This is a genomic window from Paenibacillus thalictri, assembly GCF_004307995.1.
Classification (GTDB): Bacteria; Bacillota; Bacilli; order Paenibacillales; family NBRC-103111; genus Paenibacillus_AF; species Paenibacillus_AF thalictri.
Map to the genome: position 1 here is coordinate 217042 of NZ_SIRE01000013.1, position 12631 is coordinate 229672.

Here is a 12631-nt window from a genome sequence, read left to right on the forward strand (position 1 = left end):
ACCGCAAATGACGGCAATGCGCACCGTCCATTGGGCGGTACGCATCGGTTTGTTGGAGGCCACTGAAAAGTGAACGCTGCATGAGCGAATCATGCTTCCGATCGTCCAATCGGTTCAGCCCTTGACGGCCCCAGCGGACAACCCGCCGATCACCTTCTCTTGAGCGAAGAAATATCCGAGCAAAAGCGGCAGCGTCCCCAGCGTAAGTGTCGCCATAATGCCGGGCACATTGACGGAAAATTCGCCGTAGAACGCCCTGAGCCCGAGGGGCAGCGTCATTTTGGCAGGGGTGGTGATCAGGACAAGTCCAAATACGAATTCGTTCCAGATGTGAATGAAGTTATAGATGCCAACCGTGGCCAGCGCGGGTGTGAGCAGCGGGAATAAGATGCTCCAGAACAGCCGGGCATGGCTGGCGCCGTCGACGGTAGCGGCCTCATCCAGCTCGCGCGGAATGTCATGCACGAACTGCGTCAAAATAATCACGGAAATCGGCAGGCTGAAGGCGATGTAAGGACCGGCCAGCGCCCACAGCGTATCGTACAGACCGATTTGCTTGGTCAATATGTACACCGGAATCAGCGTTGTATGAACGGGGATCATCATACCCGCCAAAAACAAATAAAAGATCGGGCGGTTCAGCTTAAACCGCATCCGCACCAGCGGATAACTGACCATGGCCGAGAGCAGCACGATGGCAAGCAGGCATACGGACGAAATGAGCAGACTGTTGGCGAAATAACGGCCGATGCCGAGCTTGAACACCTGGATATAGTTATCTGCATGGAAACCGGAAAGCAGCGACACCGGACTGGCGAAAAATTGCTGCTGCGTCTTCAGCGATGTTGCCGCCATATACACAAACGGATAACCGGTGAAAACTAGAAAAACGATGGCAAGCCCGTGCAGCAGCACGCGGCGGGTCAGAAGTAGCATAAGCGAATCGTCCTTTCTATAGAAGTTGTCGTTATGCCGCCGTCTTGCCGCGGTTTTTATCGGCTGCCAAAATAATGACGGCAACGATAAAGGCAATGACAAACATCGTAAACGAGATCGAGCTGGCGTACCCCATGCTGAATTTGGAAAACGCCTGTTTGTACATGTACGTTGCCATCAGCTCGGTGCTGCTGGCCGGACCGCCTTCGGTCATCACAAAAATCAGGTCGAAATATTTCAGCGAACCGATGACCGATAAAACGGATGAAGTGACGATGGTCGGTTTCAACAGCGGCAATGTGATATGCCAAAATTGCTTGGAACCGCTGCATCCGTCGATCTTGGCCGATTCGTAAATTTCTTCGGGAATGCCGACCATAGCGGCGCGGAACAAAATCATATAAAACGGGGCGAACTGCCAGCAAATCGTTGCCGTAACCGCCCAGAAAGCGGTTTTGGCGTCGCCGAGCCAGCCCTTTTGCCATGATTGAAGCCCAAGCACGTCAAGTGTTTGGTTTACGATACCCATGGTCGGATCGTAGATAAACGTCCACAAAATGCCAAGTGCGACGGTTGACATCAAAAGCGGCATAAAATAGATGGTTCTGTACAAGCGAATGCCGCGGATCGGCGCGGTGAGTATAAGCGCCATCGCCAGGCCAAGCGGCAGCTGGGTGACGATCGAAGCGACAACAAGCAGCAAATTGTTGCCGATCGTTTTCATAAATACGGTATCCGCCAGCAGTTTCGCATAATTGCCGAAACCGATGAACGCTTTCTCGGACTGGATGCCGTTCCAGTTAAACAAGCTGTAGTACAGCGTGGCGAAGATCGGGACAATGACGTACAGCAAATAAACGAGCAGCGCCGGTCCGATAAAGCCGATTAAAAATGCGGTATTCCGAAATCGGTTTGTTTTTACAGTTCGGTGCGTTTCCGCTTGAACGGCGGCGCGGTATTCAAGCTCGTTGTTCATTTCGGGATACCCCCTTCTGCCCGGTATAAAGTTGGAAAGGGGAGGCTGGCCTCCCCCGGTTATGGAGCAACAGATTTTTTATTTCTTCAGCACTTCTTTGGCTTTGGCTTCCATCTGTTTGGCCGCTTCGGCCGGCGTCATCGTCAGACCAAACAGCTCCTGCGTCGTGTCCTTGTGCAGCTCGGCGAGTTCCGGCGGCAGCGTCTGGTCGTAATAAGTTTGCAAAAACTGCGCTTTGCTCAGCATGTCGTTAAGCTGTACGGCAAACGGGTCTTTGTAATTGACGCCTTTCACCGCAGAGATGGCGCTTGCTTCGTCGGCCAGCTTTTGCGCGAGCTCCACCGAAGTCAGCGCTTTGACCAGCTCGACGGCCAGATCGGGGTATTTCGATTTGGCGGACACGGAGAATACCGGCGATACGCCGCCTACAACGTTGGTGATCTTGCCTTTTCCGCCATTAATGGCCGGGAAAGGGAAAATGCCAACCTTGCTTTCAAATTCCGGAGCTTCGTTGCGCACGTTGTTGATGTACGACGAGGTTTGCATCTCCATGGCCGCTTTGCCTGTGTAAATCAGCTGACGCGACTGGCCGGTATCGTAAGTGAGCCCGTTAAAGCCAGGATTAAACGCCCCGCGTTTGACCAAATCCTGGATCATTTCACCGGCTTTGACGTAGCCTTCATCCGAGAAATTACGGCCTGTGCGCTCGAAAGCTTCGTTGAAAATTTCCGGACCGGAAAGCCGTTCCGCGAAATACATCAGGAAGAAAGCAGCCGGCCATTTCGTTTTATTGGCCATGGCAATCGGAATGATGTTTTCTTTCTTCAGCTTGTCTACTATTGCCAGCAGATCATCGTAGGTTTGCGGCGGCTGCAAGTTGTATTTGGCGAATATCTCTTTGTTGTAGAAAAACGGGACAACACCCATGCCCAGCGGTGCGCCGTATATTTTCGAGTTAAACGTAGATGCGCTGAGCGCCGCCGGCAAATAATTGTCGGCGCTGATTTTGCCTGTCAGGTCAAGCACTTGGCCTGCCGACACGAACTGCTTCAGCCAGCCGCCGCCCCAGGAGTGGAACACATCGGGCGGAGTTCCGCCGCCCATAGCGACCGACAGCTTTGTTTTGTACGGATCGTTAGGGATTTGCACGACCTCGACGTCGGCATCGGCATGGGACTGCATAAATTTCTGCACCGCGGCTTCGATCAGCTCTTTCTTTTTGCCGGTTTCGATGTACCATAAAGACAGCTTCTTTTTCTCCGCGCTGGCAGCGGGTGCGGCGGCCGGGGCGGGAGTTTGGGCAGCTGGCTGCGCCGTTTTGTCGGAGCCTCCGGCCGGTTTGGCGGCGGCATCCTTTGAGGCGGCCGACGTTCCGCCTCCGCTTCCGCAGGCGGTGAGCAGCAGCACGCTGGCGCTGAGCATGGAAATGATTTTTTTCATTTGTTTACCCCTCTTCCTGTTCGAGATCGTCGTTACATGGTTAATTGTAGCAACATCTCCGTTAAAAAATAGAGCGCTTTCATTTGATAAAAATACCAATTTGATTGGATTTTAGGTGCCGGCAGGAATTTTATTCCTTGCCTTCGAATTAATAAACGTACGAAATCATCTCCCAAAGGAGTGACCGGCATAATGAGGTTAGATCAGGCGTTACCCAGGAGCAGACCCGAGGCGTTAGGAATTTCACCGCAAGCCGTAACCGATTTTTTGCAAGAGGTTGTTTCCGGCCAGGTTGGGCTTCACAGCTTTATGCTTGTCCGTCATGGCCAAGTGGCTGCCGAAGCTTGGTGGCAACCTTACGGACCGCAGCTGCCGCATATGCTGTTCTCGTTAAGCAAAAGTTTCACTTCGACGGCAGTAGGGTTTGCCGTGGCCGAAGGCAAGCTGTCGGTAGACGATTTGGTCGTCGACTTTTTCCCGGACAAAGAGATTCTGGCGGACCATCACTTAAAATCCATGCGTGTCCGCCATCTGTTATCGATGTCGACCGGACATGCCAAAGATACGATGGGAGCGCTTGGGGAACGAGAGGATAAAGATTGGGTGCAGGCTTTTCTGCAGCTGCCTGTAGAATATGAGTCGGGTACGGTGTTTGTGTACAATAGCGGAGCCAGCTATATGTTGTCGGCGATTGTACAGCGGATCACCGGGGAAACGCTGCTGGAATATTTACATCCGCGGTTGTTCGAGCCGCTTGGCATTGCAGGGGCGACATGGCAGACATGCCCGCTTGGGATCAGCGCAGGCGGTTGGGGGCTGAGTTTGAGAACCGAACATATCGCCAGCTTTGGCCAGCTGTATTTGCAAAAAGGGTATTGGAACGGAAAACAGCTGCTGCCGCGCGAATGGGTGGAGGAAGCTACGGCCTTTCACATACAAAACAGCAGCACAAATACCGATTGGAGCCAAGGTTACGGATACCAATTTTGGCGCTGCCAGCACGGCGCTTATCGAGGGGACGGGGCGTTCGGCCAGTTTTGCATCGTTATACCGGAGCAGGATGCGGTCGTGGCCATTACGTCGGGACTCAAAAATATGCAGCAGGTGCTTGATCTCGTATGGAAGCATTTGCTCCCCGGTCTGTTAGATGAGCCGCTTCCGGCAAATGACGGGCAGTTCGAATCGCTTTCCACAGCGATTCGCTCCTTGGCCTACCTGCCTTTGCCTCAAGATGAGGCGCAGCCGGCTTTGACGGCGTATACCGGCAAACGGTTCGTATTTGCCGACAATTCGCGCAAGCTGGAGTCCGGGTCGATCGATTTTGCAGAAGACGAATGTATCGTTACTTTACGGACCGGCCAAGGAGAAGAGCAGGTGCGCTGCGGTTTCGGAAGCTGGAGTGTAGGAGCCGCTTTAGGACATGCGCTTCCCGTATCGCAAATTGCGGCCAGCGGCAAATGGTTAAACGCCAATTCGTTTGAAATGGAGTGGCGGTATATCGAAACCCCGTTTACAGATACGATCACGGTGCGGCTGGACGAGGCCGGTGTCACATTTGAACTGAATCCGCACATTTATTTTGGCGAACCCAAAGAAGCGCTGGTGTTAAGCGCAACCTGGGAATAAACGCAGCAGTCGCCCGAAAAAACAGAAAACATTCGGAAAAGAGGCGTAATAAACGATGAAAGCATTGGTGATTGAGGGACCACGTAAAGCGGCGATCAAGGAAGTGCCTTATCCGCATCCGAAGGCCGGGGAAGTCACGATCAAAGTTGAAAATGTCGGGATTTGCGGCACGGATTTTCACATTTTTGAAGGGGAGTTTATTTCGCCGTATCCGATCGTGCCAGGACATGAATTTTCCGGTGTCATTCATGAGGTGGGCGAAGGTGTAGCAGGTTTCAAGCCCGGAGACCGGGTTAGCGCAGACCCGTCTCTGTTTTGCGGCGCTTGTGCTTTCTGTTTAACCCACCGCGGCAACCAATGCGAAAATTGGGGGGCGCTGGGCAACACGGTGAACGGCAGCATGGCCGAATTTGTTTCGGTTCCTGCAGGCAATGTGGTCAAGCTGCCGGATTCGATGTCGTTTGAAGAAGCAGCGTTTATCGAGCCGATGGCTTGTGTTGTGCACGGCATGAACCGTCTTCAGCTGCAGGTGGGCAATCGCGTGATTTTGTTTGGTGCCGGAGCGATGGGCCAGCAGTTGATCCAGTCGATCGCCAGAAGCGGCGCTTCCGAGCTCGTTGTAGTCGACGTATCGCAGGGGAAGCTCGATTTGGCGCTGGAGATGGGAGCGACCCGCGGGGTGCTCAGCTCGAATCTGGATGCGGAAATCAATAAGGATACTTATCCGTACGGCTTTGATGCCGTGGTTGACGTGACGGGCATTCCTGCAGTGATCGAGAAGGCGCTTGAATTTATGGGGCCGGCCGCCAAATATTTGCAGTTTGGCGTTACCGCCGAAAATGCCAGCATCCGGATCAATCCGTTTAAGTTGTATAACAAAGATTGGACATTAATCGGTTCGATGGCGATCAATCATACGTTTTTACCGGCGTTTCATTGGATCAAAGAAGGCCGCATTCAGGTGAAGCCGCTTATTTCCAAAACGATCTCTCTGGAAGAAACCGTATCGTTTTTGGAGCAGCCGAAAGCGCCCGATTTGTTGAAGGTGCAAATTAAGCTGTAACCTGTTATAGTGAAGTTGGCATTATTTATACAATAGAAATGGGGAAATGGCATTGATTCATCGTACCGTACTTCTCAAATTCGGGGAAACGACTACTCCAGAGCAGCTGCAGGAGGTTATCAGCAGATTTAAGGCGTTAACCAACCATCTGACAGGTATCGTCGATCTGCAGGCGGGACTGAACATTTCGGAAAAAAGCCGGGAGTACCAGGTGGTGCTGTCTGTCCGGTTTGAAGATAAAGCGGCGCTGGAGCGGTATGCAGCGGACGAGCAGCATTTGGCCGTTGCGGCATTTATTCGTGAAGTGGGAAGATTGGACAGCATCGGAGTCGATTTTGAAATTTAATCCGAATGGTTGCCAAGTTGCGGAAAAGAAGTCGGTGCAGCGTTTCCGGCTTCTTTTTGCATGAACGGGTATCGTTATTCAGCATAAGTGCGAGTTCAAAAAGTCGGCTTTTCAGCACCGAGAAGGTTGCAAGAACCTGAAGAAGGAGGAGCGGAGTTTAGGCGATACCTAAATGAGCACCGGACTTCGAAGGTGAATGCAACATTCGATGTCGAATAATCTTCTTGTGTTGCTTCGTGATCAAAAGATGACTTTTTGAACAACCTCTATAAGGAGCCGGATATGAAAAATCTTCTCGTCACAGGTTACAGGGCGCATGAGCTTGGCATTTTCGATCAGAAGCACAAAGGTATTCCTTTTATTAAAAAAGCGATGGAAGCGCGTATCGCTCCGCTGGCCGAAGAGGGGCTGGAGTGGGTCATTACTCCCGGACAAATCGGGGCCGATTTATGGGCATGCGAGGTTGTTATCGGGTTAAAAAAACGCTATCCCCATTTAAAGTTATCGATCATTACGGCATATGTCCAGCCCGATGAGAAGTGGAAGGAAGACAAGCAGGAATACTACCGGGAGATTCTAAAAGGCGTCGATTACTGCGGTGCGGTCAGCAACCGGCCTTATGAAGGCGTGTGGCAGCTTTCGGCCAGAGACGAGCTGCTGCTGAGGAAAACGGACGGCATTCTGTTGTTTTACGATGAGGACGCCGGAGAAGCCAGCCCGAAATATATGAAGATGAAAGCGCTGAAGAAACAAGAAGAGATGGGTTATGTGTATATGAGCATTACTGCGGAAGACGTCCAGGGTATCGCCGATGAAGAGATGCGGGATATGGCGGAGTGATAATCAACGGAAAAAAACTCGGCCATCCTTTGCGGGAGTGGCCGAGTTTTTTTGTGATCGCGGGATTCGTTGTTACCGTTCAGCTGTCAGGGTCCTGATCTGCAGCAGCATAAAGGTGACATCATCCCCGTCGACCTTGTCGTCCAGGTTGATGTCGTACACTTGATTGGCGAGCTTGATGACATCGTTAATATCGACGATGCCGTCTTGATTCAGATCGATATAACCAAGCGAAGGTTGGGGAGAACGGGTGACACTCACGCTGTAATTTTTGACCGCACCATTGGGAGCTTTGGCTTGGATCGTAAATCCATTGGTGCCCAACGGTAAACTTGGCAGCACGACCGATCCGGTGCCGGCCGAATAAGTCGCACCTGTAACGGTGAATGAAGCTGCCGGATCCGACAGCAGGACGCGGAAAGCGGCATGGTTAATCTCATAACCGACATCGAGAGCAAAGCTGTCTCCGCCCCGCGTAAGCGGCACGTCACCGTATAGGACTGCCGAAACCTCGTTATTGGAGGATTCCAGTTTGGTTACATGAACGGTATACTGCTTAGTCGTTAAGAGATCCGGCGCGGTGACCGTGACCTTAATGACGTTATCTCCGGTGAGAAGGTTGGAATAAGCCGCACCGGTAACGGTGGTACCATTAACCGAAATAGAAAGATCGGCTCCTAATTCCGCCGTAACCGCGGAAATCCGTACGCTGTATACATCGCTGCTGACCGTTGACGTATAATTGATATTGGCAGGTTGAAAAACCGGGCTGAGCGTTATCGTTTCATTTGGTGCACCAGAGGTTAACGAAAAGCCGCTTAAGTCGGCGTTGCTGCTTTTCGCTCTGGTTACAGTGAGGGAATACGTCTTAGACGATAAGCCGTCCTGTGCCGTAACAACGACACTGATAGTGTTGCTGCCCACGCTGAGCGGAATGCTAGCGGCGCTGCCTGCTGATAGGTGTGCTCCATTGACAGTCACTGTGGCATTTGGTTCGGCCGTGATCGGTTTCAAGTTAACCGAATAGACCGTATAAGCAACGGCAGCGGTGTATTCTTGATCGCCGGCGGAAAACGCGGGCTCCAGCTCCACCAAATCGTTAGACTCTGCGGAACTAAGCAACAAGCCGCTTAAGTCGGCGTTGCTGCTCGGCGGCAAATCACCAAACACTTGAAGTTCCATGATGGATGCCCACATATTGTTGGTTTGATTGCCTTGGTCGATATATACTCTGACATATCGGGAATCGAACGGACTGAACTGGCCGCGGGTGACAATCGACTCGTTGTTGCCGGTCACGGTGTCGACATCGGTCCAAGATTTTGCATCGTTGCTTTTTTGCAGGCGAAAACTCCGCGGGTTTAAGCTTGCGTCCCAGCCTCCGCCAAGCTGACCCATTCCGGTTAAGGAATAGCTGTCAACCCGATAAGTCGTGCCCAGATCGACCTGAAGCCACATCGGCTCCCCGCTAATTCCGACGGAGCAATACCAGCGGGCGGTTGGCGCGATGGAGCCGTCAACCGCTCCGGAGGCGGCGTAAGGAGCGGAAGAGCAGCTGGATGCGGCCGTTTTATTCAGCGCTACGTTGGTGGATGCAGCTTTCGCCGCAGTCACCCCTAGAAAGCAAAACAGAAATGCGATCAAGATAGCGATTGGCAGCCACACGATTACCCTTGCTGCCGTCAATACTCGTATTTTACCTATGTGCATCATCATTTTCCCCTCAAATTAATCATGGACGTGACGGGAAAATACCTTGTGTAGCTATAAAATAACGTACGCCAGGTGTTGGCGATGCTCCCCTTAAATCGGGCAAGCCAAAAGTCTGCGACCCGTCTCCGCCAAATTGTGTGCCTAACAAAGAAAACAAGGCGGTGTTACTTTGAACCGATATTAAGCTGCCATCACATAATGCGTACCCTACGGGCGTAAAGCTGTAAGGAAACAGCGTGATTTCTCCCAAATGCGGCTCTGAAGCCGCTTGTGCGCTGCCCATAACAAATACTTGGCCCAATAAGCCCACCAATATAGCGGTTATCAGCCATTTTCTGAATCTTGTGTTTTGCATCCCTCTCACTCTTCCTTCCAAATTATTTTTCTACTCAATAGATGATAGCATAGAAAAAGCAGCATATAGCGTGAAAATCGCATTTTCCTGCTAAACAGAGCAAAAATGAGAACATCGAACTATTTCGGAAATCCCAGATTACTATAATCCGTATGGCCGTACAGATATATGAGCCGTTTCACAATTCCCGCCGTTAAAATGAAAGCGCCTCATTGTCGGATTTACCGAAATATGGTAAGTTACAAAGAAAGACCAATACCAGAGCAGGCGGACGGGCACATGACGAATACTAAAAAGCTGGCGTTATTTACGATTACCTGGCCATTGTTTATCGAATCGCTGCTGCAGATGTCGATGCGTACGGCGGACACGTTTATGGTCAGCCAAGTTTCCGACGCGGCGGTTGCGGCGGTGGGCGTGTCGACACAGTTGATTTTGTTCACGTTTTTGCTGCTGCAGGTGATCTCGGCCGGTTCGGCGATTGTTATTTCCCAATACTTAGGCGCCGATAAGCCGGGGGAGGTCAGACGTTTTGCCACAGGGGCGCTGGGCCTGAATTTCACGTTTGGCCTGCTGATCAGCGTATGTATGATCGTATTCAGCAAACAGCTGCTTGGTTTGTTTGGCTTGCAGCAGGATTTGCTGGGATTGGCCAGAAGTTATTTGCTGATTGTTGGCGGCGCCCTTGTCATCCAAGCTATGAATTTGACGATTTCGGCGATCACCCAGGTTCACGGCTATACGCGGTATACGATGATGGTCAGCATGGGAATGAGCCTGCTGAACTTGACCGGCAACTATTTGTTTATTTTCGGCCCGTTTGGCGTACCAAAGCTGGGTGTTGCGGGTGTGGCCATATCGGCTGCGACAAGCCAGTGTATCGGACTTATCGTGTATATTCTGATTTTGCGGAAAGTCGTTCGGCTTGATCTTGGGTTGGCCGACTTCGCTAAGTGCCGGCTGGAGCATTTGAAAAAAATATTAAGCATCGGCATCCCGACGGCGGGCAACCAGCTTGCTTATGCGGGAAGCCAACTTGTGACGACTTATTTTATTACGTCGCTGGGGGCTGAAATGCTGTCCACGCGTATCTATACGCAAAACATCATGTATTTCATCATGATGCTGTCGATTTCATTAGGCCGCGGCACGCAGATCATCATCGGGCGCCTGATCGGAGCGGGGGACAAAGATACCGCTTACCGGCAGCTTTTTCGCAGTTTGGGGCTAAGCGAGCTGCTGGCGATGTGCGCTGTTGTCATTGTGGCGTTGTTTAGGGAAAAGCTGATCGGTTTGTTTACGGGCGATCCGGATATTATCGCCTTGGGCGCTACGCTGCTGCTGCTTGGATTTGTGCTGGAGCCCGGCAGGTGTTTAAATATCGTGATCGGGGAAGCGCTCCGGGCAACCGGCGACGCGCGGTTTATCGTGTACACGGGCGTTTCCGTCATCTGGGGCATGTGCATCCCGCTGACATATTTGGTCGGCATCCATTTTGGCTACGGCTTGCTGGGAGTTTGGATTGTGTTTATGCTTGATGAATGGGTGAGGGGCATCATCTTGCTGTACCGCTGGAAAAGCAGGCAATGGGAGAAAAAAGCGCTGGTCGGGCCCGAGACAACCAAAAGCAGCGGTGTCGCGGTATAACTTCAAAAATAGAGTGCAGTATCCAAAAAGGGACCTAACGGTGATTGAACCGTTAGGTTTTTCTGTGTATATACCCGGAATAAAGCGATATAAACCAACATATAACAAACTAAACGGACAATAACATAAATGAATGAGGAGATTAAAGCGGGTGGTAAACGTTTGTTTGTGCGGGTGATCTTTTAATGCTCATCTTGCTGAGTTCTTGAGGACAAGTGATGGACGCAATCCGAATATACCAAAAAAGGATGAGATGGATATGCAAACGAAAACGGTCGCATTCACATCGTGTGCCGCATTGCTGTTAAGCTTGCTCGCCGGCTGCGGCAGCCCAAGCACGTCGGCGCCTAGCTCCGCCACCCCGGCCCCTGCGGGCGGAAGCACACAGCCGCCGGCCAATACCGGACAAACTCCGCCTGCAGCCGCTCCAGCTCCGGCTCCAGCCCCTGCGCCTGCACAAAAAACGACGCTGACCTTGATGGTCGGCAACAACGGCACGTTGTACCCGGCGCTTCAGGCGGTGGCGGCGGAAGCCGAGAAAAAGCTGAACATCACGATTAAATTCGATATCAAACCGGACGGCACCGAAGGTGATAACTTGGTCAAGACACGGCTGGCGACCGGGGATATGGACGACATTTTGGCCTATAATTCAGGCTCGCTTTTGCAAGCGATTTCACCTGAAACGAACTTTGTTGATTTGACCGGCGAAGCGTACATGAGCAATCTGCTGGACAGTTATAAAACAACGGTAACCGCAGGCGGCAAAGTGTTCGGCGTACCGGCCGGCTCCTCGAACGTCGGCGCCGTGCTTTACAACAAAAAGGCGTACGCCGACCTCGGGCTGACCATCCCGAAGACGTGGGCCGAATTTATGGCCAACAACGAAAAGATCAAAGCCGCCGGCAAAACCGCGATTATCGCTTCCTACAAAACGACCTGGACGTCCCAGCTGTTTGTGCTGGCCGACTTTTACAATTTGCAAAAGCAGGTGCCGAATTTCGCGCAGGACTATACGGCGGGCAAAGCGAAATATGCCACAACGCCGGCGGCGCTGCGGGGCTTCGAGAAGACGGCGGAGCCGTTCAAGAAAGGCTACTACAATAAAGACTTCCAAGCTACGACTTACGACGCCGCTTTAAAAATGCTTGCCGAAGGCACAGGGGTGCAGTATCCGATGCTGACCAGCGCGATCGACGCTTTAAACCAGAACTACCCCGACAAAGTCAAGGACATCGGCGTGTTTGCGCTGCCCAGCGACAGTGCAGACATCAACGGTTTGACCGTGTGGATGCCGACCTCTTTATATATTAATAAAAAAGGCAAAAACGTCGATGCAGCCAAAAAATGGGTCGAATATTTCATCTCGCCGGAAGGCCAGGCCGTCTTTACCTCCAAAAGCAAAGCTTCAGGCCCTTATGTCGTCAAGGGCATCAAGCTGCCGGACAGCACGTATGAAGGGGTTAAAGAGATGCAGCAATATTTTGACGCCGGCAAAACCGGACCGGCGCTGGAATTCGTCTCACCAGTCAAAGGTCCGAATTTGGAGAGCATCTTGATCGAAACCGGCAGCGGTCTCAAATCGCCGCAGGACAGTGCCGCAGATTACGACAAGGACGTGTTAAAGCAAGCGAAGCAGTTGAATCTGCCCGGTTGGTAAACGTTTGAATGAAAGCCGCTGCCGCCGAA

At 51.9% G+C, this 12631-nt stretch carries 11 protein-coding genes; 6 read left to right on the forward strand and 5 right to left on the reverse strand.

All coding sequences use genetic code 11. From position 1 onward, the window contains the following. Positions 1–114 precede the first annotated feature (114 nt). The 3 genes from EYB31_RS19555 to EYB31_RS19565 all read right to left on the reverse strand — a co-directional run bounded on the left by EYB31_RS19555 (position 115) and on the right by EYB31_RS19565 (position 3352). Complete coding sequence (locus tag EYB31_RS19555) at positions 115–936, reverse strand: carbohydrate ABC transporter permease (RefSeq protein WP_131015089.1); 822 nt, start codon at positions 934–936, stop codon at positions 115–117. Positions 937–967: 31 nt separating this feature from the next. Further along, positions 968–1912, reverse strand: coding sequence for a carbohydrate ABC transporter permease (locus EYB31_RS19560; protein ID WP_131015090.1), 945 nt, complete (start codon positions 1910–1912; stop codon positions 968–970). Between the two features lie 78 nt (positions 1913–1990). Beyond that, a complete protein-coding gene (locus tag EYB31_RS19565; protein WP_131015091.1) occupies positions 1991–3352 on the reverse strand; it encodes an extracellular solute-binding protein in 1362 nt (453 codons plus the stop codon). A gap of 192 nt (positions 3353–3544) precedes the next feature. On the opposite strand from EYB31_RS19565, the gene EYB31_RS19570 reads away from it, so the two are divergent. The 4 genes from EYB31_RS19570 to EYB31_RS19585 all read left to right on the forward strand — a co-directional run bounded on the left by EYB31_RS19570 (position 3545) and on the right by EYB31_RS19585 (position 7227). Continuing rightward, positions 3545–4978: a serine hydrolase domain-containing protein gene (locus EYB31_RS19570; RefSeq protein WP_131015092.1), complete on the forward strand. Its 1434-nt coding sequence runs from the start codon at positions 3545–3547 to the stop codon at positions 4976–4978. Between the two features lie 55 nt (positions 4979–5033). Further along, the gene (locus EYB31_RS19575; protein ID WP_131015093.1) at positions 5034–6041 is read left to right on the forward strand and encodes a zinc-dependent alcohol dehydrogenase family protein; all 1008 of its coding nucleotides are present in this window, start codon (positions 5034–5036) and stop codon (positions 6039–6041) included. A gap of 46 nt (positions 6042–6087) precedes the next feature. Continuing rightward, positions 6088–6387 carry a Dabb family protein gene (locus EYB31_RS19580; protein ID WP_240762604.1) on the forward strand — a complete coding sequence of 100 codons (300 nt, stop codon included), beginning with the start codon at positions 6088–6090 and terminating at the stop codon, positions 6385–6387. Between the two features lie 282 nt (positions 6388–6669). After that, positions 6670–7227, forward strand: a complete 558-nt coding sequence (locus tag EYB31_RS19585; RefSeq protein ID WP_131015094.1) for an SLOG family protein — start codon at positions 6670–6672, stop codon at positions 7225–7227. Between the two features lie 72 nt (positions 7228–7299). Here EYB31_RS19585 and EYB31_RS19590 read toward each other — a convergent pair whose 3' ends face one another. Together EYB31_RS19590 and EYB31_RS19595 are read right to left on the reverse strand one after the other, a co-directional pair. Then, positions 7300–8913 carry a cadherin-like beta sandwich domain-containing protein gene (locus tag EYB31_RS19590; protein WP_165452496.1) on the reverse strand — a complete coding sequence of 538 codons (1614 nt, stop codon included), beginning with the start codon at positions 8911–8913 and terminating at the stop codon, positions 7300–7302. Positions 8914–8959: 46 nt separating this feature from the next. Then, positions 8960–9295 carry a phage tail protein gene (locus EYB31_RS19595; protein ID WP_131015096.1) on the reverse strand — a complete coding sequence of 112 codons (336 nt, stop codon included), beginning with the start codon at positions 9293–9295 and terminating at the stop codon, positions 8960–8962. A 279-nt stretch (positions 9296–9574) separates the two neighbouring features. On the opposite strand from EYB31_RS19595, the gene EYB31_RS19600 reads away from it, so the two are divergent. Next, positions 9575–10942 carry an MATE family efflux transporter gene (locus EYB31_RS19600; protein ID WP_131015097.1) on the forward strand — a complete coding sequence of 456 codons (1368 nt, stop codon included), beginning with the start codon at positions 9575–9577 and terminating at the stop codon, positions 10940–10942. A gap of 259 nt (positions 10943–11201) precedes the next feature. After that, a complete protein-coding gene (locus EYB31_RS19605) occupies positions 11202–12602 on the forward strand; it encodes an ABC transporter substrate-binding protein (RefSeq protein ID WP_131015098.1) in 1401 nt (466 codons plus the stop codon). Positions 12603–12631 lie beyond the last annotated feature (29 nt).